Origin of the sequence: Parazoarcus communis (assembly GCF_003111665.1) — a bacterium.
GTDB classification, from domain to species: domain Bacteria; phylum Pseudomonadota; class Gammaproteobacteria; order Burkholderiales; family Rhodocyclaceae; genus Parazoarcus; species Parazoarcus communis_B.
The window spans coordinates 3,591,000-3,612,740 of sequence record NZ_CP022188.1 but is presented as its reverse complement, the minus strand read 5'-3'; the positions used below and the strand labels follow the sequence as shown (position 1 = coordinate 3,612,740).

At 60.9% G+C, this 21,741-nt stretch carries 18 protein-coding genes; 9 read left to right on the top strand and 9 right to left on the bottom strand.

The window, feature by feature from the left end; genetic code table 11:
• Positions 1-313: 313 nt before the first annotated feature.
• The 6 genes from CEW87_RS16490 to CEW87_RS16465 form a co-directional block, all read right to left on the bottom strand.
• Positions 314-1,882: a GMC family oxidoreductase gene (locus tag CEW87_RS16490; RefSeq protein ID WP_199917038.1), complete on the bottom strand. Its 1,569-nt coding sequence runs from the start codon at positions 1,880-1,882 to the stop codon at positions 314-316.
• A gap of 5 nt (positions 1,883-1,887) precedes the next feature.
• A complete protein-coding gene (locus tag CEW87_RS16485; protein WP_159098197.1) occupies positions 1,888-2,454 on the bottom strand; it encodes a gluconate 2-dehydrogenase subunit 3 family protein in 567 nt (188 codons plus the stop codon).
• 114 nt (positions 2,455-2,568) lie between these two features.
• Positions 2,569-3,162, bottom strand: coding sequence for a malonic semialdehyde reductase (locus CEW87_RS16480; RefSeq protein ID WP_108974728.1), 594 nt, complete (start codon positions 3,160-3,162; stop codon positions 2,569-2,571).
• Positions 3,159-3,716: a flavin reductase family protein gene (locus CEW87_RS16475; RefSeq protein ID WP_108974726.1), complete on the bottom strand. Its 558-nt coding sequence runs from the start codon at positions 3,714-3,716 to the stop codon at positions 3,159-3,161. The genes CEW87_RS16480 and CEW87_RS16475 overlap by 4 nt, the downstream gene beginning before the upstream one ends.
• Positions 3,713-4,843 (bottom strand): LLM class flavin-dependent oxidoreductase, encoded by a 1,131-nt coding sequence (locus CEW87_RS16470; RefSeq protein ID WP_108974724.1) that lies wholly within the window; start codon positions 4,841-4,843, stop codon positions 3,713-3,715. The genes CEW87_RS16475 and CEW87_RS16470 overlap by 4 nt, the downstream gene beginning before the upstream one ends.
• 131 nt (positions 4,844-4,974) lie before the next feature.
• The gene (locus tag CEW87_RS16465) at positions 4,975-5,991 is read right to left on the bottom strand and encodes an AraC family transcriptional regulator (protein ID WP_108974722.1); all 1,017 of its coding nucleotides are present in this window, start codon (positions 5,989-5,991) and stop codon (positions 4,975-4,977) included.
• A gap of 290 nt (positions 5,992-6,281) precedes the next feature.
• On the opposite strand from CEW87_RS16465, the gene CEW87_RS16460 reads away from it, so the two are divergent.
• Genes CEW87_RS16460 through CEW87_RS16450 form a run of 3 tightly spaced genes read left to right on the top strand, consistent with a single transcriptional unit; the run spans position 6,282 to position 10,513 of the window.
• Positions 6,282-9,002: a molybdopterin-dependent oxidoreductase gene (locus CEW87_RS16460; protein ID WP_108974720.1), complete on the top strand. Its 2,721-nt coding sequence runs from the start codon at positions 6,282-6,284 to the stop codon at positions 9,000-9,002.
• Positions 9,003-9,005: 3 nt separating this feature from the next.
• On the top strand, positions 9,006-9,653 hold the full coding sequence (locus tag CEW87_RS16455) for a 4Fe-4S dicluster domain-containing protein (RefSeq protein ID WP_108974718.1): 648 nt from the start codon (positions 9,006-9,008) through the stop codon (positions 9,651-9,653).
• Complete coding sequence (locus tag CEW87_RS16450) at positions 9,650-10,513, top strand: DmsC/YnfH family molybdoenzyme membrane anchor subunit (RefSeq protein WP_108974716.1); 864 nt, start codon at positions 9,650-9,652, stop codon at positions 10,511-10,513. Before CEW87_RS16455 ends, CEW87_RS16450 begins: the two co-directional genes overlap by 4 nt.
• A gap of 206 nt (positions 10,514-10,719) precedes the next feature.
• On the opposite strand, the gene CEW87_RS16445 is transcribed toward CEW87_RS16450, so the two are convergent.
• Entirely contained in the window at positions 10,720-11,742 is a 1,023-nt protein-coding gene (locus CEW87_RS16445; protein ID WP_108974714.1) for an AraC family transcriptional regulator, read from the bottom strand.
• A 371-nt stretch (positions 11,743-12,113) separates the two neighbouring features.
• Between CEW87_RS16445 and CEW87_RS16440 the strand changes: the two genes are divergently transcribed.
• The 4 genes from CEW87_RS16440 to CEW87_RS16425 are packed head-to-tail and all read left to right on the top strand — an operon-like array spanning position 12,114 to position 18,560.
• Entirely contained in the window at positions 12,114-13,202 is a 1,089-nt protein-coding gene (locus CEW87_RS16440; protein ID WP_234421559.1) for a YCF48-related protein, read from the top strand.
• 56 nt (positions 13,203-13,258) lie between these two features.
• Positions 13,259-15,625, top strand: a complete 2,367-nt coding sequence (locus CEW87_RS16435; protein WP_108974712.1) for an efflux RND transporter permease subunit — start codon at positions 13,259-13,261, stop codon at positions 15,623-15,625.
• A 50-nt stretch (positions 15,626-15,675) separates the two neighbouring features.
• Entirely contained in the window at positions 15,676-17,274 is a 1,599-nt protein-coding gene (locus tag CEW87_RS16430) for a DUF1302 family protein (protein WP_108974710.1), read from the top strand.
• Between the two features lie 20 nt (positions 17,275-17,294).
• On the top strand, positions 17,295-18,560 hold the full coding sequence (locus CEW87_RS16425) for a DUF1329 domain-containing protein (protein ID WP_108974708.1): 1,266 nt from the start codon (positions 17,295-17,297) through the stop codon (positions 18,558-18,560).
• Between the two features lie 109 nt (positions 18,561-18,669).
• Here CEW87_RS16425 and CEW87_RS16420 read toward each other — a convergent pair whose 3' ends face one another.
• Positions 18,670-19,566, bottom strand: a complete 897-nt coding sequence (locus CEW87_RS16420; protein WP_108974706.1) for a LysR family transcriptional regulator — start codon at positions 19,564-19,566, stop codon at positions 18,670-18,672.
• 117 nt (positions 19,567-19,683) lie between these two features.
• On the opposite strand from CEW87_RS16420, the gene CEW87_RS16415 reads away from it, so the two are divergent.
• Positions 19,684-20,469 (top strand): SDR family oxidoreductase, encoded by a 786-nt coding sequence (locus CEW87_RS16415; RefSeq protein WP_108974704.1) that lies wholly within the window; start codon positions 19,684-19,686, stop codon positions 20,467-20,469.
• Positions 20,470-20,542: 73 nt separating this feature from the next.
• Positions 20,543-20,968 (top strand): VOC family protein, encoded by a 426-nt coding sequence (locus tag CEW87_RS16410; RefSeq protein ID WP_108974702.1) that lies wholly within the window; start codon positions 20,543-20,545, stop codon positions 20,966-20,968.
• Positions 20,969-20,978: 10 nt separating this feature from the next.
• On the opposite strand, the gene CEW87_RS16405 is transcribed toward CEW87_RS16410, so the two are convergent.
• Positions 20,979-21,737, bottom strand: a complete 759-nt coding sequence (locus CEW87_RS16405) for an SDR family NAD(P)-dependent oxidoreductase (RefSeq protein ID WP_108974700.1) — start codon at positions 21,735-21,737, stop codon at positions 20,979-20,981.
• Positions 21,738-21,741: the final 4 nt, after the last annotated feature.

Here is a 21,741-nt window from a genome sequence, read left to right as displayed (position 1 = left end):
GAGGAAGTCCGACCCCCTCTCGACATCGAATGCGGATAACCAAGCCCGGTAGCTTCAATGCACGGTCATTCAAATGTGGCTACCGCTACAGGAACGAACTCATTCAGATGATTCGAAACATACGGTTACGCATATTTGATGGAGCAGATAATACACAAGTGAAGTTTAAGATCAATACCCTTACTGAGAATGTGAGAATTCGGTAGATGACGTTTTATCGTCCTCTCAAGGCAAGCGGTCTGCTCACGTCATGTGCCATGAAACCTATTGAACTAGGCTAAAAGACATTTGAAGAACCCTTCGCGCAACGCGTTCAGTTCGCGTATGTCGTCCAGTTGCCGAGGATGTGAAGCGCACTGCGGTGTGCAAGGGCGGAGGCAGTAAAGGTGGGATTCACGGCACCGCCGCTTGGAAACAAGCCCGGACCAGCGATGAACAGATTCGCAAGATCGTGACAGCGGCCGTAAGCATCGGTCACTGAGGTGCCAGGCTCAATGCCCATCCGCGTTCCACCGAGGAGATGCATGCCAGCAATCGGACCATGCCAGGACGATCGGGCACCTGCACTGTTCATAATGTCGACGCCCTCCTTCATCGCATGGGCATGAAGGCGCAACGCGTTGTCGTCAAAGCGATGATGTACGCGCATCTTTGGCATGATCTCAGCACTACCGCCCGGAACCAGCTCCACCCGGTTTTCCGCCAGCGGAAGGGTTTCGCCCACTGCGGTCATGGATCCGAAGTGCAGCGCCGCGTCTGCCACGAAGGCGCTGAACGCCTCGCCATGAAGATCGGGGCGACTGCACGCGATACCGAGCAAATCATTCGGTTTCGAGGCGTGCCCGATCAACCATTGGTAACCACCGACAAAATCCTTGCCTTCCCTGATCACCTTCCCATAGCGGTCCTGACAGACAAGCTGGCCACCAGTGACACCAAGATGGCATTCGGTCGGCTCATCAAACAGGCCGAATACGCCGCCTGCCGCATGCGTATGAAGGTAACGCCCAACTGTTCCGGATCCGTTAGCCAGGCCCTGGGGATGGCGGTCATTAGCAGATGCCAGAAGCAAACGGGGCGTTTCCAGCGCAAAGCCCGCGATCACGACCAGTGCCGCAGGCTGGAAAGCACGTTCGCCGCGGTGGTCGGCCACGATCACGCCAATCGCTTTGCGCCCCGATTCGTCGGTCACGATGCGCTCGACCCGATGCTGATAACGCACGGTCGCTCCGTGTTCGATTGCCCATTTGAGGTAGGTAGTCTGGGGATTCGCGAGTGCGCCGGTGGGGCAGCCGGCGTCACACCAGCCGTCGTACACGCAGGGGCTGCGGCCACGATAGGGCGCAGTGGCGATGGCCAGGGGCAAGGGCGCCACGTGCATGCCCATGCGTTCGAAACCCCGCGCCAGGATCTCCCCCTGCCGGAAGCGCGGCGTGGGAGGGAGCGGATAGTCCGCGCCGGCCGGCCGCCAACGCTCGGCGGTGGCATCGCCCGCAATCCCAACTTCGGCTTGAACTTCATCATAGGAGGCGCGCAAGTCTTCGTAGCCGATTGGCCAGTCAGCAGCGACCCCGTAGCGCCGATGCATTTCGAAGTCTTCCGGATGAAGACGGAACCAGCAGGCGTAATGGTGCGCTGCCGCCCCCCCACCACCCTGCCCTGTATTGAAATTGATGCCCAGCGGGTTGGGACCGACACTCTCGACCACACCGGGCGTTCCTTTGAGGCGCCGCGCCCAGATCTGGGAACTGACCATTGCCTGCGTACCACGCTCAACGCCCGCATCAAACACCAACACCTCGCGGCCAGCTTCGGCAAACCGGTTTGCAATGATGCAGCCTGTCTGTCCCGCGCCGACGACGACTGCTTCAACCTCTTTCAAGGTTCTCATGCCGGCAACCCTCCCCGCGTGGACGGCCATTCCGCGTGAGGCTCGATATGGGCACGATAATCCAGACCAAGGCCCTGAATGCCCGCTACAGTTCCGAACACGAGATCAGCTGCGTCGGCTTTACTGACGAAGTAGAACAAACCCGCAGGGGGGCCTGACCAGTTCGCGGGCTGCCCAGCGGAGATTTCGTTGATCACCGTGGCACGCGCGAGCTTGTCCAGTTCCGGGAATGTGCGGCCAAACCGGGCGCGGGTCAGCGTATCGAGTGCGTTCAGACCGTCGCGATAAAAGTCGTGATAGCTCCCCGGCCAGTCCATGTAGCGGAGAAACAGCGAGTTGTGGTCACGCGGCAGCGCAAGTTGGGTGCCGAGATACATCGCCGCGCCGGCTGCTGCAGCGCCAGGAACCAGTGCATCCTGCCACTGCGCCCACAACTTGAGCATCCCCGGCGACAGACCCGAGTCATCATTTGAATCCGCAGCCCACGTGAGTTTAGGCGCGAGCGCAGACAGTCCGAGGCCGACACCGGACTTCAGCAACGTTCGCCGCTTGACATTGTTCAAGGCAAGGTCCTCCAGTGTTGAAGCGTCGTTCCCTCGGGGATGATTCATGCAGGAGTAAGATCCGAGAGCGACGCATCGAGATCCGTCGAGCACGAATCCCCCGAACGAGAACGCTCAGGCGAGACGACAGGCTGTTTCGTATGCCAGCCTGGGATTGCGCGGATACAGCGCAGAAGGGTCTCCGTAGCCCAGATTGCAGAGGAAATTGCTTCGCCACGATGTGCCCTCGAAGAACAGCTCATCGACGCGGCTGCGGTCGAAACCGGACATCGGACCACAGTCGAGACCCAGCGCCCGCGCAGCCATGATCAGATAGGCGCCCTGCATCGAGCTGTTGCGAAACGCCGTTTCCTCGGTCAATGCGGCGTTGTCGCGAAAATAGCCGCGCACATCCTTGTGCGGTGACAGGGTCGGAAACGCCTCCCAGAAGCTCATGTCATGGGCCACGATGGCACACACGGGTGCCTGCATCGTTTTTGCCACGTTGGAAGGCAACAGTGCCTCGCACAGCCGCGCTTTCCCCTCATCGGAACATACGAACACCAGGCGCATGGGGCTGCCGTTAAAGCTCGTCGGCCCCATGCTGGCGAGTGAATACAACTGGCGCAGCACATCCTCTGACACTGGACGGTCCTGCCACGCGTTGTGCGTTCGGGCCTCCAGAAAAAGACGATCGAGTGCCGAGTCGCTCAATGTCTGATCCGTCACCCGACGCCCTCCGCTGCCAGTGTCGCAAAGCGACCGTCGACATAGAGCAAGGCCTGCTTGTCGCCCTGTCCGCTCACCGCAAGCACGTCGATGACCGCAATCACATGGGTTCCGGCGTCGACGATGTCCTTGATGCGTCCATCGAAAACACTGAGGGCATCATCCAGTACAGGCGCACCACTCTCTCCGGTCTCCCACCGCCCCACTTCAAAACGCGCATCTCCTTTAACGCTCGAGGACGAAAAGCGCAGGGCAAGGGCTTCCTGCCCTTCGGCCAGGACATTGATTGCCAGATTTCCGCCCCGCTGCAAAAGGGGAAAGGCGCCCGCAGTCTTGCTGATACAGGCGAGCATTCTTGGGGGGTCTGCGCACAGCGACGAAAATGAAGAAATCGTCAGCCCAGCCCGCTCGCTACCGCGGGCAAGACTTGCAATTGCAACACCTTGCGCAACCCTGCGCATGCCGCCCTTGAATGCCTCGCTCGAGACGCGGCCGAAGCCGACCGGAACCACGGTGTGATCCGACACCGCGACCGGTCGGGCCTGCGCACTCATGACTTCACCTTGAACGCATTGCGCAATCCTCGTGCTTCCAGAATAGGAAGGACGTTGTCGCGGAAATACGGAAACTCCTCTGCATAGTCCACAAAGGACAGGGTGCTGCCCGCAAAGCCGGCCTCGTACAGTTTCTGAATGCCGTCGGCAACGGTTACCGGATCGCCAATCAACGGATATCCGCCATGGCCGCCGGAGAAACGATCACGAATCAGCTGCAGCTGGTCTTTGGGGAAGGACTCCGCATGAGCAAACATCAGGCTGATGATGTTGTCCACCGCGGCCCAGTCGGCATGCTCCTGCGAATAGTAGTGGTGGTAATCCTCTGCTTCCTTGATCGTCGGGCGACAGACCACATAGGAGAAGGTCAGTACATCGATCTCACGCCCGTTTTCGGCTGCCTGCGCCTTGATTTCCTGAATCTCGACTTTTGAGCGTGCAAGGTCGATTGCCGACGTGAACAGGAAGTCTGCGTTACGGGTCGCAAAGTTACGGCCCTGCGACGAACCTGCTGCGTTGAAGATTGGCACGCGGTCGACAACCGGGTGCGGCTGGCCGTAGGCACCTTTGAGCTTGAAGTACTTGCCATCCCAGTCGAAGCGCTCGTCCTCGTACCAGACTTTCTTGATGATGTCGTACCACTCCTGCCCCATTTCGTAGCGGGTTTCGTGATCGTCGGGAAGTGTCTGCCCCATGGCCTCGTACTCGGGCTTGTTCCAGCCGCAAACGATATTGAGGCCTGCACGCCCGCGCCCGATCTGATCGATGGTGGCAATCTGCTTGGCGACGACCATCGGATGGTTGCAGGCAGTGTGGATGGTTGCAAACACGTTGATGTTCTTCGTGTGTGCCAGCAGACCAGCAGCCCAGGTCATGGTCTCCAGGACGTTTCCATGAAAGTCCGTAGCACCGCCGTAACCGATCCAGCGTGCAATCGGCAGCATGAATTCGATTCCAGCTTCGTCCGCCTGACGGGCGAGGCGAAGGTTGTTCTCCCAAGTGTTCTTCCAGCGCTCTTCGACTTGAGTGCCCGCCATGCCACCGGAGCAGTTGGTCGCAAAAAATCCAAGCTTGAACTTGTTGTCGTTGCGAACGGGGGGAATAAAGACCTGAGGCTTTTCTTTCATGACCTTTCCTTGTGTAAGCACTGATTCTGCAAAGTGATGCCTTGAACCTTGTTCGGCACACTTCAAATCTAGTCTTCCACTGGAACGCCCACTATCCCGAAACTGACCCGACTATCCTCGTCCTGCAGGAATCAACGATGGAGGGTAACCGACGGACTCTCGCCAAAACAGCGTTTGTAGTCGACGGTGAAATGCCCCAGGTGGGAGAAACCCCAGCGCCCCGCAATCGTGGTTACCGTGGTCAATTGCGGCGAAGCCCGGAGCAGGTCTTCGTGCACTCGCCTCATGCGGACGTCCTTCAGGTACTGCATCGGCGTCGTATTCCGATACTTGCGGAATCCGGCAAAGAGCGAACGCGTGCTCACGCCAGCCTCTTCGGCGAGATCACCGATGGTCAGCGGTTCATCTGCGTTCTCTTCAACGAAACGCTCAACCTTGCGGATGAAATGCGGCGCAATCGAAGGGCCGTCATCTGCAAGCCGGTCCGAATAATTGTGCGGTTGGCACAGCAGCAAGGTGGTGATGACCATCTGTTCGATCTGGGCAGCAAACAAAGGCGAATCAGCAATCGCGCCACATTGGCCGGAATTCTGGCCGACCTCCTCGTAGAGCCATTTCATCAGCCGAACCCAGGGCAGGCTGCGTGGTGCGAGCAATGACATCGCCGGGCAAAACTCGATCGGGCGTTTGAGTTCTCCACCGAGGTGCTGACGGCAATGACGTTCGAGCACACCCCGATCGATCTTGATGAAGAGCTTCTCGGTGTCTTCCCCGTGGCGCAGATTCAAGGCGAGCGTCGGACTCAGCACGGAGGCAACATCGGCGTTTGAATCCACCGTGGTGCCGCCATGCTCGACCACTTCCGAACCATGAATCGGCATCTGGATGAGCGCGAAGTTGTCCAGGCTACCGGGGTCGATCGCGACACTCGCGCCATAACGCATGCGGCCAATACCGATGCCGCGAATCGGCCGAAAGTACATCTCGGCTCCCACGCGAGCCCCGCCACTCACAACCCTGAGCCGATGGTCGCAGAACACCCTTGCAACCCGATCACGCGCCTCATCCGGATCGGAGGTACGAAACAGGGGGAAATTCTCCAGCATGGAACGGGAGGTTCCCGTTCCAAAGTGGTTTCTTGTCTCCATGGAGTGCTTCTCCAGTGTCTTCTGCGGTTTGCAGAATTTATTTATGTCTAAATTAAAACAGACCTAAATAACGCGCGTCTATACATTTTTCAGGACAACGTATGTTGCACTGCCACGATAGCTCTCTCGCGGAACCTGCAGTCCGGGGACAGCCGGTGCAGTGCGGGGATAGTCGCCCCTCGGGAGCACACCTAAGCTGCGTCTGCCTATACCGTCCGGCGTAATGCACGGAGCGTCCCATCGCCAGCCCGCCGCATTACGCGGTTTTCCGTCAGGAGCACGAGAACATCATGAGTACAACGCACAAGGTTTCAACCTACTGCTATCAGTGCGTCAATGGTCCCGACATGCTGACTGTCGAGGTGACTGACGGCGTCGCCACGACAGTCGCCCCCAACTTTGCAGCGAAGGGCTACCACCCGGCCGACGGCAAGGTGTGCGTCAAGCCGTACGGGCTGGTGCAGAAGATCTACAACCCGAACCGGCTGCTGAAGCCACTCAAGCGCACGAACCCGAACAAGGGGCGCAACGAGGATCCGGGCTGGGTCGAGATCGAATGGGAAGAAGCACTCGACACCATTGCCACCAGACTGAACGCCATACGCGCGACCAGCCTGGTCGATGAGCAGGGCTACCCGCGGGTTGCCTTTACCACCGGCGGCGCGGCCACCCCCTATTTCTACATGGGCACCTTTGCCTCCTTCCTCGCCGCATGGGGGCCGGTCGACCAGAGTCTCGGCGCGGGTGGCACGGTCAAGTGCTATCACACCGAGCATGTGTACGGCGAGTTGTGGCATCGCGCCTTCACTGTCTGCCCCGACACGCCACGCTGCGAGTACATCGTCTCCTTCGGCAACAACATCGACGCATCTGGCGGTGTCACGAGCGTGCGTCGCCATGCCGACGCCCGCGCACGCGGCATCAAGCGCATACAGATCGAACCGCACCTGTCGATTACAGGTGCATCGGCCAGCGAGTGGCTACCGATCCGCCCCAAGACCGACCCGGCCTTCCTTTACGCGATGCTGCATGTGTTGCTGCATGAGCGCTCGCTCGCAGACCTGGACGTTCCTTTCCTGAAGCTGCGCACCGGGTCGCCGTATCTTGTCGGACCCAACGGCTTCTTCATGCGCGATCCGGTTTCGCGCAAACCCCTGATGTGGAACGCCAAAAGCGGTGGGGCCGTTGTTTTCGACACGCCGGGCATCGACCCGGTGCTGCTCGGCGAATTTGCCCTCGCCGGCATCGAGGTCGGCGCCGACGAACAGGTCTGGGAACACACATCGGCCACCGCGCAAACTGCGCTGGAGGTGACGCGGCGCATGGTCGAGCCACACACGCCGGAATGGGCCGCGCAGGTCTGTGACATTCCCGCAGCAACGATCCGCCGCATCGCAACCGAGTTTCTCGAACACGCACGCATCGGCGAAACCATTGAGTTCGAGGGCCGCACCCTGCCCTTCCGCCCCGTGGCGGTCATGCTGGGCAAAGGCGTCAACAACGGCTGGGGCGCCTACGAATGCGTGTGGGCGCGCACCATGCTGATGATCCTGGTCGGCGGTCTCGAAGTACCCGGCGGACTGCTCGGCAGCACGGTACACATCTCAGGGATGGATTTCGACCGCATGGGTTCGGTCGCGCCGCACCCGGACGGTTTTCTGGACTACCCGTTCAACCCCACGGACAAGGAACACTGGGAGTCGCAGCCGCAGAACCGCCACGGCCACACTACGCTGATTCCGATCATCGGCGGCGGCCTCACCAGCCAGTTGATGGGCTCCACCGTACTCAGTTGGATGCGCCTGCAAGGACGTGCGGCCGAGAGCTGGGGCAAACCGAAACCGCCCGACCTGTGGTTCGTCTATCGCTGCAATCCGAACATCTCGTTCTCCGAGACGGACAAGATGGGCGAAACGATGGCGACCTTCCCCTTCACCGTCGCTTTCTCCTACACCCAGGACGAGACCAACCACTTTGCCGACCTCGTGCTGCCCGAGGCCATCGACCTGGAAAGCACGCAGCTGATCCGCCTCGGCGGTACCCATTACTTCGAACAGTTCTGGGACAGTCAGGGCTGGGTGCTGCGCCAGCCGGTGGTCAAGCCGCAGGGCGAGGCGAAGGACTTCACCTGGATCTCGACCGAACTGGCAAAACGCACCGGCCTGCTCGAAGCCTACAACACCATGATCAACATGGGCGCAGCCGGCCTGCCGCTCAAGACCGAGCAGTACGACTTCTCGCTCGACATCAGCAAGGCGCACTCGGTTGATGAAACCTGGGATGCAGTCTGTCGCGCAGCAAGCGCCGACGTCACCGACGGCACGTCCAGTGACGGGCTCGATTACTTCAAGGAGAAGGGATTCCGCGTCAAACCCTTCCCCAAGATCAACTGGTATCTGTACCCGCGCATGGAGGATCTCGGCCTGCGCTTCGAGTTGCCCTATCAGGAGCGCGTGCTGCGCATCGGCAAGCAGCTTGCCGCCCGCCTGCACGAACAGGGCGTCACGTGGTGGGACCGTCAGCTGCACGAATACGAACCCCTGCCCACCTGGAAAGACCTCAACAAGCTGTGGTCCGAAGCCTACGAGCGCAGCTACGGCATCAAGGCCAAGGACTACCCCTTCTGGCTCCTCACCGCACGCAGCATGCAGTACGCCTGGGGTGGCAATGTCAGCCTGCAGATGATCCGCGAGGTCGCGGCCAACATCGCCGGCCACGACGGCATCATGATCAACGCCAGGATCGCCGAGGACATGGGCATCGAACAGGGCGACCGCATCGAGGTGACATCACCGGTCGGCGTCACCACCGGCCGAGCGTTGCTGCGTCAGGGCGTGCGTCCCGACACCATCGTCATGGTTGGCCAGTTCGGCCACTGGAAGACCCCCTACGCCAAGGATCTCGACATGCCCAGCCTCAACAATCTGGTGCCGATGAACATGGACCTTGTCGACGGCACCGGCTCAGCGGTCGATGCCGTGCTGGTCAAGATCAAGAAAATCAGGAGCTGAGCGATGACCCGCTACGTAATGGTTGCAGACCTCAATCGCTGTGTCGGCTGTCAGACCTGCACCGCCGCCTGCAGACACACCAACGCGACTCCGCCCGGCGTGCAGTGGCGCAAGGTGCTCGACATCGAGATGGGCGAGTACCCGAATGTGGACCGCCTGTTCATGCCGGTGGGCTGCCAGCACTGTTCCGATCCTCCGTGCATGGAAGTCTGCCCGAGTACCGCCACCGGCCAGCGCAAGGACGGCATCGTCACCATCGACTACGACATCTGTATCGGCTGCTCGTACTGTGCTGTCGCCTGTCCTTATCAGGCGCGCTACAAGGTGGAAGAAGCGCGCTTTGCCTACGGTGACACGCCGACCGAAAACGAAGCCATCCGCTTCGACGCCGGTCGCATCGGGGTTGCGCAGAAGTGCACTTTCTGCGCAGACCGCGTCGACGCCGGACTGGAAAAGGGGCTCACGCCGGGCGTTGATCCCGACGCCACCCCGGCCTGCGCCAATGCCTGCATCGCCAACGCGCTTACCTTCGGCGATCTGGAAGACCCCAACAGCAATGTGTCCGAACTGTTGACCGAGAACACCTGGTTTCGCATGCACGAAGAACTGGGTACCGATCCGGGCTTCTACTATCTCTGGAACGAAAAATGATCAACGAGAAATTCGCACGCTTCGGCACCAGCCACCAGACCAGTTGGGACGGTCGCGCAGCGGCCAACTTCATCCTCGGTGGTGCGGGATCGGCCTTGCTCGCCATCACCGTGCTCGCGTCCTGGCCCAACACCCCCAACTGGCCCCTGCTCGCGCTCGCACTGAGCCTGATCGGCGCCGGTCTCGCCTCCGTGTGGACCGAAATCGGCCGTCCATGGCGCGCATTCAACGTGCTCTTCCACCCTCAGACCTCATGGATGACCCGGGAAGCCTTCGTCGCCGGCCTGATCGCCCTTCTCGTGGTCGCAACAATCGTGACCGGGATGAACCTGGCTGCCGGTGCCGCAGCGCTGGCCGGCCTGCTCTTCCTCTACTGCCAGGGCCGCATCCTGCGCGCAGCCAAAGGCATACCGGCCTGGCGTGAGTTCAGCATCGTGCGCCTGATCATCAGCACCGGCCTCGTTGAAGGCCTCGCCCTCCTGATGCTGGCAGACCTTGCGACAGGCACTGCATACGCCAACATGCCAGCCGCCCTGCTCGTACTGGTCGTGCTGCGCTTCGGCGCGTGGTGGATCTACCGCTCGCGCATGCTCGCCTCCGATGCGCCGCGCTCCACACGGGCGACACTCGGGCTTGTGCACCGCGCGCTATTGGGCGGAACGGTGCTGCCGGCCCTGGCTGTCGCGCTGGCCATTGCAGTGCCTGCCATCGCTGCGCCCGGTACGGCAGTAGCAGCCCTTACGGCACTGGCGGCCGGGTGGTGGTTCAAATACCTCCTGATCACCCGTGCGGCGCAGGTCCAGGGCTACGCACTCGGCAACAAGCTGCGTCGGGGACATCCGCTGGCGAACCGAGCGTGACAGACCTTGAACAAGGCAAACGCCTGAATCCCACCCACAGCGCTGCAGATCGGTAACGGTGCCGGCAACCCGTTGCGGGTAATCGCCCTGGTTGCCGACAAGCAAGATCTCTCTGCCCGAACGGGGAGCCTCTCCAGACCCTGTCCCTAACCGGACACCCCGTTCGCTTGATACCCGAGTGCTTTGCACTCGGGTATTTTTTTGCGTCAGCCGCGTGTCAGTGTCTCAGACGGCGATTCACCAAAACGACGCTTGTATGCGGTGGCAAAGTGACCAAGGTGGGAGAAGCCCCAGCGCATGGCCTCACGGGTCACCGTGGTGTCACCAGCCCAACCGTTCAGGAGCGCGTCGTGCACCCGCTTCAGGCGTACTTCTTTCAGATGGTTCATTGGTGTGGTGTCGCGGAAACGCCGGAATCCTGCAAACAGCGAACGACTGCTGACACCGACGTACTCGGCAAGGTCGACGATTGTCAGCGCCTCATCGGCATGCTCTTCGATGTACTCCTCGACACGTTTTACGAAGGCCGGCGCAATTGACGGAGACTGACCTTGAAGACGTTCGGTGTAGTTGTTTGGCTGGCACATCAGCAGCATCGAGATCAGCATCTGCTCGATCTGCACCGCCAGCAGGGGCGAACTCAGCGCGATCGCCCCCTCTCCGACGCCGTCCTGCTCGGCCTCGGCGAACAACCACTGCACCGCACGCATCCAGCGTCGCCCAGCGACACTATCCAGGTGCATGTCGAGGCGAAAGTCGATGGAATCGCGAAGGTCGTACCCAAGGTGCTGGATGCAGTGGCGCTCAAGCACTCCGCTGTCGATACGGATAAAGATCTTTTCTGTCCCTGCACTGTGTTGCATCGTGACCGGCCGCTTGGGACTGACCACCGACGCAACGCCAGGACAGGAGTCAATGGCGATGTTGCCGCAGCGAATCCGTTCATGTCCGCTAAGCGGCATCTGCACAAGGGTGAAAGCATCGAGCTGGCCTGGATCGATGGTGACATCGCCGCCGTAGGTCATCCGCCCCAAACCGATGCCGCGCAGGCGGCGGTAGCACATGCGGGCATCAAAGGAACGATCGGCACCCGCGAAGTCAAGGCGATGATCACAGAATACGTCCGCCCCCCGCCGACGGGCCTCGTCCATATCCTCAGTATGAAAAACCGGATAGCGGGACAGCAGTTCGCCGGGTACAGGCTGCGGTGCAAGCGTATCGAAGTTCATATCTGCTTCTCTCCGTTTTATGCGGGGACTTCCCATCGCCAGTTGGTGCTTAACCAAACGCCCATGCACTCCAAACGTGCGTCATCGCACCGATACGGTGCAGAAAAACGCTTTCAGATCATCAACTTGGCTGCACCGGGTGTACAGGCGGATGAAATCGGCTTTTTGCACTCCTTTAAGCAACAACTATTCCTGTCTGAACTTTTAAGGTGTGTTTTCAGGCCTGAATGCAGGCCACGGACATCACTTGCACGAATTGGATAAGGCGTGCGTTGAACGGATAGCCCCGTGCGGAGCGAAAGCCTAGCTTTGCGGCCATGAACCGTCGTACCCAACGGCGGCGGAACGAAGAGCCAACTGAGCCCCGCAAAATGGACAGAATCCCCGAGAACGTAACCCCAACCGCAACCATGTCGCCGTCATCGCGCATGCTGTCACCACGCAGCCCTGCAAAGATGCTTACCGACACTTTGATCATGCTGTTGCCGTGGTCAATCATTGCAGCCCTGCTGTGGGCAGCCTTCTTCATCAAGCCGCAACCTGTCGGCGAAACCGTACAGCCACCGGTACTGGAGCGCCGCGATCAGTATTACGGCCTCGCCAGCAATGGCGACAAAGGTCTGTGGCTGGCAGGGAGCGGCGGCAAGATTGTCGCCCTGAGTCCCAATGGCGATACCCGCCTGCTCGCCAGCGGCACGAGCAAGTCGCTTCAGGACATCGCAACCTGGGACACCACCCACGGCATCGCAGTCGGTAACGACGGCGTGATCATCACCACCGGGGACGGTGGCCAGACCTGGGTGCCGACCACCAACGCACCGCGCTCTGAGGTCGCCAACAAGCTGGTGCGGGTGCGCGTGGCGGCCGACGGCGTGGCGTGGACCGTTGGCGAGATGGGCGCTCTGCTGCACTCAAGCGATTACGGCAAGCAGTGGGAGCGCCGCCGCCCTGAAGAGGACAACGCCTGGAACGACCTTGCCCTGCTAGGCGACGGACAGATCTGGGTGGTCGGTGAATTCGGCCAGATGTTGTACTCGTCTGACAACGGCCAGACCTGGACCGAGCACAAGTCCGAGGTGGAAAGCTCGCTGATGGCAGTTGCCTTTCGTGACCCGCTGAACGGGATGGCCGTTGGCCTGGAAGGCGTGGTGCTGGTCACCCGGGACGGCGGACAGAGCTGGCAGAGCGCAGATAGCGGCGTCGCCGTTCACCTCTTTGATGTGGTCTGGGATGCAGCGCATGCGAGCTGGATGGTGGCTGGCGACCAGGGCGTCTGGCTGCGCGCGGATGCAGAAGTCAGCGACATGCGCCATGGGCGGTTCGACAGCCACGACATGAGCTGGCACACGCGCGCACTGCCGACGCCTGAAGGCACCTGGTTCGCCGGCGCCAACGTCGGTCTGTGGGCCAACGAGCGATGGAGCCCTGTCGGCAACCACGCCCCGCAGCCGACCAATTAAAGGGCCCTGACGCAGCCCTCTTTCCCTTGCATCTCATCCCTAGTGGACGCGCCCCTATGATCAATCAGTTCGGACAGCTATGTATTCGCCATCGCGCCTGGGTATTGGCGCTGATTTCCCTGATCACCATCGTGCTCGGCTTTTTTGCACTGAAGGTGGACGTACGCACGGTGTTCGAGGACATGCTGCCCTCGAACCACCCATATATCAAAACCCACGAACGCTTCAAGGACACCTTCGGCGGCTCGAACATGGTCACGATCATGGTCGAGGCGCGCGAGGGCGAGATCTTCCAGCCTGAAGTGCTCAATACAGTGCGCGGCATCACCCTTGGCTTGCGCGAAGTTTCGGCGGTCAATCCCTTTCAGATCATCTCGCTGGCCAGCAAGAAGCTGAAAGAGGTCCGCGCCTCGACAGAAGGCATCGAGACACGGCCGCTGATGTGGCCGGATGCGCCCAGCAGCGCGGATGAGATCGCTGAATTGCGCGCAGCCGTGCTGCGTAATCCGCTGGTGTATGGCGCCTATGTGTCTCAGGACCTGAAAGCGGCCCTGATCACGGTGGACTTCATCGACCGCGAGGTGGATTACAGCAAGGTGTTCAAGGAGGTTTCGGCCCTCGCCGAGGGCTTCGAGAACGACAAGGTGCACGTCAGCATGGTGGGCGACCCCATTCTGTTCGGTTGGGTGAACCACTACCTGCCAGAGACCATGAAGATCATCGCGCTGGCCGTGGTTGCCACACTGGCGATGCTGTTCATCATCCTGCGTACCTGGCGCAGCGTGCTGCTGCCGCTGGTCGCGGGTGCGGTCAGTGCCACCTGGGCGCTGGGCATGTGCGCGCTCCTGGGCATCACCTTTGAACCGCTGGTGATCGTGGTCGCCATGCTGATTACCTCGCGTGCGGTGTCGCATGCGGTTCAGATCATCAACCGTTTCAACGACGAGATCGTCAGCATCGAAAGCGGTCGCGAGACATCGCGAGATGCGGCACTGGCTTCGATCCGCGACCTGCTGCGCCCGGGCATGCTGGGCGTGGTGTCGGATGCGGCCTGCATCGCGGTGGTGATCATGAGCCCGATCCCGATGCTGCAGAAGCTCGCGCTGCTGGCCGTGGTGTGGGTATCCACGCTGGTGGTCAGTGCGCTCCTGTTGACGCCCATTCTGCTGTCCTTCATCCGTCACCCGCACGGTCATGTGCACGGGCTGGACGTCACCCCGCTACTGCGCCGCGTGCTCGACTTTGGTGTATGGATGGGCACCTCCAGCTTCCGTTACGTCGTGGTCGGCTGCAGCACGCTGGTGATCCTCGGCTCCGGCCTGTACGCACTGAACCTGAAGATCGGCGATCCGCAACCGGGCTCGCCCATCCTGTGGCCGGAATCACGCTACAACCTGGATGCAGCTGCGATCAACCAGCGCTTCCAGGGTGTTGACCGGATGTTCATCGTGCTGGGCAAGGACGGTCAGGAAGGCTATGTGAAGACCAGCGAGGCCTTGCTGGCGATGAACGCGCTGCAGCGTTTCATTGAGGTACAGCCGGAGGTGGGCGCGTCAGTATCTATCGCCGACGTCCTGCCAGTAATGAACCGTACGCTGCGCGAGGGCAATCCGCGCTATCTGGAGCTGAGCGACGAAGAGGCGATCAACGGCAGTCTCATGGCGATCCTGGAGTCGGTATCCGAACCGGGCGACATGGACCGCTTCATCGATGGTGATGCGTCCAACGGTGCGGTGACCCTGATGTTCCGCGACCGCCAGGGCGAAACCATCCGCACCGCTGTCGCACGGATCAAGGAGTTCATCGCCGGCAACCCGCTCGCCAATGGAGAGTGGCAGTTGGCGGGCGGTTCCATCGGCGTGATCGCCGCAGTCAATGAAATCATCCTGTCGAGCCAGATCGAGTCGATCGCGCTCGCCCTGGTGGTGCTGGTCGTCGTGTGCATGGTGACTTACCGCTCGTCGGTGGCCGGCATGCTGTTCATGTTGCCGGTGATCATCTCCAACACCCTGACCTTCAGCTTCATGGCGTGGAAGGGCATCGGCATGAACATCAATACCGTGCCGGTCGCGGCACTGGGCATCGGGCTCGGCGTCGATTACGCGGTGTATATCGCCGACCGCATCAAGGGCGAATACGCCCGCGGCTGCACGGTGGACGAGGCGATCCGCAACGCACTGCACACGTCCGGCATGGGCGTGGCCGTCACCGCCGGCGTGCTCATCATCAGCACCCTGATCTGGTGGCTGTCGTCGCTGCGCTTCCAGGCCGAAATGGGCCTGCTGATGGCGATCTGGCTCTGCATCTCGGCGATGTCGGCATTGTTCGTGATGCCTGCCGTGATCAAGGTTTTCCATCCCGCATTCATCTTCGGCAAGGCACAGGCGGCGCCCCTGACGAGCGTCCGCACAGCCCTGGCCTGACAGTTTTTTTCACCGCGCAGCACCTTTCCACCCAACTCAAGGGAGTTAGCATGGACAACAAGAGAGAACCCCGGGCAGGCGCGCCTCACCTGCTGAAGCGCCTGACCCTCGCGCTGGTCACAGCAGGCTGTGCCTTGCAGCTGTACGCAGCAGACGACAACCTGAAGATCGATGGCTATCTCCGGCAGGAACTGTCGTGGAACACCATGGACTGGAAGGACACGCCGGGTTACGACGACCGCGGCAAGCTCTCCATGGCACGCACCACAGCCCGCCTCAACATCGACTGGCGCGCAACGCCGGATGTGTCCGTAGTCGCCAAGCTTCGTGGCGTCGGTGAGATTCAGACTCCGTTCCTCCGTCACCTGGAGACGATGGGCGCGAACAACTACCGTGATGGCGACATCATGGACCTCTACAACCGCAACCACATCAGCGATGTGGTTCGCGAACTGTATGTGGATTTTCCACTTGGCGAGCGCACACGCGTCCGTCTGGGAAAGCAGCAGATCGCCTGGGGTGAAACCGACTTCTTCGCAGCCAACGATCTTGTGCATGGCTTCGACTACACCTGGCGTTCCTTCCTCGAGCCCGCAAACGAGGAGCTGCGCAAGACCAATATCATGGCCAAGTTCAACATCGACGTGCCCGAACTGGACGGTGCCATCGAGATGTTCATTCGGCCCGGCTGGGACCGTAAGAAGGACATCGGTACCGAGCTCGAAGTCTACGGCGGGCGCTGGTCGAGCCAGCCCTATGCCGGCGTCGATTTCCGCAATATCGACCCCTATGACTTCGAGAACAAAAAGGGCGATCAACGCAAGCCGACGGGTGGCATTCGCTGGAGCGGAATGGCAGGCGACATCAATTATTCGCTGTCCTACCTGAAGACCTTCTGGCCCAGCCCCATCATGAACGGCACCAGCAAGTTCAACGGCGTGCCCGGCACCAGCAGCGTCAACACCCAGGGACGTTCCGATACCACCGGCTTGTTCGGAAACATCATCTACCCAGTGGTTGACGTATTCGGCATGACTGCCAGTGGCTATGCGGAATGGGCGGATGCCGTATTCAGCACCGAAGTCGCCTACGTGAAGGATGCGCCTTACAACTTTTCAGCGGTTCCCGGCTCCCTCGCCTCGCAGGCCGTCGCACCTGGCTTTGACGGCTTCACGCGCAAGGACGTTCTGACGTGGATGCTGCGCATGGACAAGAACCTGTCCTTCACCCAGAGCCTGCTCGGTAGCGAGAAGCCGATGTTCTTCTCAGTCCAGCTGTTCGACAAGTGGATTCAGAACTACGACAACGACGACCGGCTACTCAACTCCGTTGGCTGGGGTGCAAAGACCAAGGAGCACTCCTTCCTGCTCACCGGTATTTTCAGCCTGAGCTATGACAATGGACGGATCAAACCCGAGTTGGTGGTTGGCAGCGACCTGACCTACGGCGGCGGATTCGCCGTGCCTTCGGTAACGATGGAAGTGGCCAAGAACTGGCGCTGGAAAGTCGAGTACGACAAGTTCTGGAACGACAGTTGGAGAGACAGCAACAAGTGCCAATCCGGCGCGAACACCTGCGACAACGCCAGCCTGTTCGGTTACTTCCACAAGCGCGACCAGCTCTACACCAGCCTGACCTACCTGTTCTGAACCCAGACGGAGAACTCCACATGAATAAACTGCACAAGCCCCTTCTTGCTTCATTGGTCACCGCAATGATGCTGGCAGCCCTTCCCGCCCATGCGGCTGAACTGCCGGTCGGCACGGTCATCTCGGCCGAGAACCTCGACAAGATCAAGAACGACACGTTTGAAGGCCACACCATCGCCAGCATGCTCAGCGAGCGCATGGAATGGCGGATCCGCAATAATGGCTGGAAGCTGCCGCTGGCCAAATCAAAGGCCATTCCGCTCGACCCCACCTGGGTCAAGGCCTCGCAGGCCAACGCAGGCAAGACCAAGATCAACTCGGAAACCTGTCAGGTTGACGGCTGGGGTGCAGGTCAGCCCTTCCCCAACATCGACGAGAAAGATCCCCAGGCCGCAGAAAAAGTGATCTGGAACTGGCATCTCGGTCAGCTGACCGGCGATGTAGCCTACGTCCCGAACTTCACTCAGGTGCTGATCGATGGTGAAAAGGGCGTACATGCCGAACCCGTTGCAGAGTTCACCCGTTATGCCATGAAGGGTCGCCTCACCGGCGACGCCGTCGAAGGTGACGGCAGCGAACGCGGCCGCCAACTGCTGTACTTCAAGTCCCCATCGGACATGAAGGGACTCGGCACCTTCACCGTCATGTACGACTCGGTCAAGGTCAACGACGTCTGGGCCTATATCCCCGCCGTTCGACGCGTACGTCGTCTCTCCGGTGGCGCCTGGATGGACCCGATCGGCTCTTCCGACCAGTTGCAGGACGACCTCGAGATCTTCAACGCTCGCCCGTGCTGGTATCCGGGCTACAAGATGCTCGGCAAGCGCTGGGTGCTCGCAGTGGCCAACAGCAAGACACCGCTGTGGAACAAGAACGGCAAGAACTTCGCCGACAAGTATCCGGTTCTGGAAGACAAGGCCCCGTTCTGGAACATGAACAACAACCAGTTCGAGCCGCGTGAAGTCTACGTCATCGAAGCCACGACGCCGTCCGAGCATCCTTACAGCAAGAAAGTGCTGTATGTGGACACCAAGTATCCGCGCATCTATTACGGCGAGGCTTACAACCGCAAGGGTGAGTTCTGGAAGTTCATGGAATTCCACTCCCACGCGGCCAAGGCCGAAGATGGCTTCACCGACATTCGTACCGCCGGCGGCGCCATCATCGACTTCCAGCGCAACCATGCCACCGTGTTCCTGGTCGATTCACCGACCTGGAAAACCAACGTGCCTGGCATGAGCTCGAAGGACTTCACCCTGCAGACCCTGCAGGCCGCCGGACGCTGATCCGCAGCAGGGGGCAAGCCCACGGTCCTGGGCTGCGGCGTCCACCCATGGTCACCGCCCAGGACCGTTGCCGCTGCACGCTGGTGCAGCGGCAAAAAGGCGCACAAGATCAGTACTGCTTCTGCGGTCGTGTCAGCGTGCCTTGGGCCAGAGTGCTGATCAAGGCAGCCAGCCCCCTCACCGGCTCGCTGAGTGTCTCGACCGCACGGTGCACGAGGCCGACATCGCGATGGAAGGTGTGCGGTCCAAGGTCGATGGCACGCACTGCCGCCGGCCAGCGCCTGAAGATCGACGTTTCGGGCACCAGCGCGACGCCGACACCATTTGCCACGAGCTTGACGATGGCTTCAAGCTCATCGACCTCGCAAACCTCACGCAAAACAAACTGCCGCTCCCGCAGAAACCGGTCCACCTGCCGCCCACCGAAGGACGCACGATCGTAGCGGACGAACGGGTGGCGGGACAACAGCGCGGCCCAGTCATCCCCCGCCACATCGCGCGGGACAACCAGCCGAAATGGTTCGCGTGCCAGTGCTGTCCAGCACAGATCACTTTGCATCGAAAACGGAGGCCGGATGACTGCCGCCATGTCGATCTCGCCCGCGTCCACCCGGTTCACCAGTTCCATCGACAGACCGGGAATAACCCGTGTGCGGCATCCCGGATGCTGCCGGTGAAATCCGGCCAGCGCATCCGGCAGCAGGGTCCGTTGCACCGAGGCGATGGCACCGACACTGACCAGCACGGAAGCGGAAACGCCCGGCGGCGTGGTTCCGAGGTTGTCGTAGAGCGCGATCAGTTCCTGTGCCGGAACCAGAAGCTGGTGCCCCATCTTGTTGAGCCGTGCCGAGCGTCCGACGCGTTCGAAGAGCACGAATCCGAGTTCCCTCTCAAGGCGTTGCATCTGTGCGCTGACGGCCGCCTGTGTAAGGCCGATCCGGTCACCCGCTGCGGCGAAGCTGGCTTCCCGGGCAACGACGACGAGGGTCTTCAGTTCGCGAATCATTCACAAATTTCCTTTGTGCTTTACTCAAAAATATATTGATATTATTTTTTCGAACGTGCCTTTAGGATCCTACCGCATCGACCGACGGCACTGCAGGTCAACCAATACGGAGGAAGCATGGATCTGGGCATCAAGGGTAAGCGCGCCCTCGTCATGAGTGCAGGTGGCGGTCTGGGCAGCGCCATCGCCGTGGCGCTGGCGCGCGAAGGCGCGGTGGTATGTCTGGCCGGCAGAGGCGAGGAGTCCCTTTCCGCGGCAGCAGCCAGAGTGCGTGAGGCAGGCGGCGTTGCCCACACGTTTGTCTGGGACCTGGGCAACCCCGAAGAATGGACAGCCGGGGTGCAGCGCGTACTCGCGGAACTCGGCGGTATCGACATCCTTGTCAATAACACCGGTGGTCCCCCGCCGGGGCCAGCTCATGGTCACTCCGCCGAGGTCTGGCGCAATGCGTTCGAGTCCATGGTGCTGTCGGTCATCGGCATCACCGATCTGATTCTGCCGGGCATGCGCGCGCGCGGGTGGGGCCGGGTCATCACCAGCACCTCGTCCGGCGTCATCGCCCCCATCCCCAATCTTGGCCTGTCCAACGCGGCGCGCATTTCGCTGGTCGGCTGGTCCAAGACCCTCGCGCGGGATGTCGCACGGGACGGGGTCACGGTGAATGTCGTGGTGCCGGGGCGCATTGCCACTGCTCGCACCCAGTTCCTCGACAGTGCCCGCGCCCAGCGTGAAGGACGCGGCGTCTCTGATGTCGAATCCGAGAGCGCGGCGACCATTCCGCTCGGGCGCTACGGCAGGCCTGAAGAGTACGCAGACGTCGTCACCTTCCTGGCCAGCGAACGCGCTTCATACATGACAGGCTCAACCGTCCGCATTGACGGCGGGCTGATTCCCTCAGTCTGATTGCGTCGCGGTCGGGCGGCAACCCGCATTGCTGCCCCCACAAAAACACACACCATTTTTCAGGAGTCATCCAATGAGTCTGTCACCCTTTCACCTCGCCATCCCCGTCCACGACCTCCCTGCTGCACGGCGTTTTTATGGCGAAGTCTTCGGGCTTGAAGAAGGCCGCTCAAGCGCGCAATGGGTGGATTTCAATTTCTTTGGCCATCAGCTGGTCATCCACGAGCACCCCATTACGGCCTCGCAGGAACACGCCCATACCAACCCGGTGGACGGCCACGACGTACCCGTGCCGCATTTCGGCGTCGTACTCGAATGGGGCCAATGGGAAGCACTTTCCGAGCGCCTGAAGTCCTTCGGCACCGCGTTCGTGATCGAACCCTATATCCGCTTCAAGGGGCAGGTCGGCGAACAGGCCACCATGTTCTTGCTTGACCCCTGCGGCAACGCCCTGGAGTTCAAGGCTTTCAAGGATATGGGCCAACTGTTTGCGAAGTAACGGCGCAAACTCAGCCCGCGCTCATGCCACCGTCGACTGAGATAGTGCTACCCGTGACATACGCAGATTGAGCGGATAGCAGCCACAGGACTGCGGAGGCGACCTCCGATGCCTGGCCAATCCGCTGCATCGGCACGGCATCCGCGTACATCAGATCGTCGCCGCCAGTGACCCGGTCCAGGCTAGGCGTCTTGATCGGCCCGGGGCACACGGCATTCACCCGGATGCCTGAAGCCGCATAGTCGAGGGCCGCCGCACGGGTGGCGCCGATGATGCCGTGTTTGGCGGCAACGTAGTAGGCGAGATGGGGCATCGCCTTGAGGCCGAAGATCGAACTGTTGTTCACGATTGCGCCACCGCCCGTCTCCAGCATTGCGCGGGCGACGTATTTCATCATGTACAGCACGCCCTTGAGATTGACGTCGATCACATCGGAAATATCCTCGTCGGGCGTTTCGTGGATGTCGCTGAACTCGCGCTGCAAGCCTGCGTTGTTGAACGCACCGTCCACCCGCCCAAAGGCGTCAAGCGCGTACTGAACCAGGCCTGCGCAATCTGCTGCACGCGACACGTCAGTGCGACAGAAAACGCCGGTGCCGCCTGCCGCGCCGAGCGCATCAGCCACCGCCCTGCCCGCGCTTTCGCTGCGATTACCCAGTACCACCTTTGCGCCGACGCTGGCGAGCGCCAGGCAGACTTCGCGTCCCATGCCACTGCCACCGCCGGTCACGAGAAAAACCTTGCCTTCAAGGTCGGGGTAAGACGTCATGTCG

Coding starts and splice junctions, on each gene's coding strand:
- CEW87_RS16475 (WP_108974726.1), bottom strand. CDS start 3,716: ATGAGTGCGCAGGCCCGACCGGTCGCGGTGTCGGATCACACCGTGGTT.
- CEW87_RS16470 (WP_108974724.1), bottom strand. CDS start 4,843: ATGAAAGAAAAGCCTCAGGTCTTTATTCCCCCCGTTCGCAACGACAAC.
- CEW87_RS16465 (WP_108974722.1), bottom strand. CDS start 5,991: ATGGAGACAAGAAACCACTTTGGAACGGGAACCTCCCGTTCCATGCTG.
- CEW87_RS16460 (WP_108974720.1), top strand. CDS start 6,282: ATGAGTACAACGCACAAGGTTTCAACCTACTGCTATCAGTGCGTCAAT.
- CEW87_RS16455 (WP_108974718.1), top strand. CDS start 9,006: ATGACCCGCTACGTAATGGTTGCAGACCTCAATCGCTGTGTCGGCTGT.
- CEW87_RS16450 (WP_108974716.1), top strand. CDS start 9,650: ATGATCAACGAGAAATTCGCACGCTTCGGCACCAGCCACCAGACCAGT.
- CEW87_RS16445 (WP_108974714.1), bottom strand. CDS start 11,742: ATGAACTTCGATACGCTTGCACCGCAGCCTGTACCCGGCGAACTGCTG.
- CEW87_RS16440 (WP_234421559.1), top strand. CDS start 12,114: ATGGACAGAATCCCCGAGAACGTAACCCCAACCGCAACCATGTCGCCG.
- CEW87_RS16435 (WP_108974712.1), top strand. CDS start 13,259: ATGATCAATCAGTTCGGACAGCTATGTATTCGCCATCGCGCCTGGGTA.
- CEW87_RS16430 (WP_108974710.1), top strand. CDS start 15,676: ATGGACAACAAGAGAGAACCCCGGGCAGGCGCGCCTCACCTGCTGAAG.
- CEW87_RS16425 (WP_108974708.1), top strand. CDS start 17,295: ATGAATAAACTGCACAAGCCCCTTCTTGCTTCATTGGTCACCGCAATG.
- CEW87_RS16420 (WP_108974706.1), bottom strand. CDS start 19,566: ATGATTCGCGAACTGAAGACCCTCGTCGTCGTTGCCCGGGAAGCCAGC.
- CEW87_RS16415 (WP_108974704.1), top strand. CDS start 19,684: ATGGATCTGGGCATCAAGGGTAAGCGCGCCCTCGTCATGAGTGCAGGT.
- CEW87_RS16410 (WP_108974702.1), top strand. CDS start 20,543: ATGAGTCTGTCACCCTTTCACCTCGCCATCCCCGTCCACGACCTCCCT.
- CEW87_RS16405 (WP_108974700.1), bottom strand. CDS start 21,737: ATGACGTCTTACCCCGACCTTGAAGGCAAGGTTTTTCTCGTGACCGGC.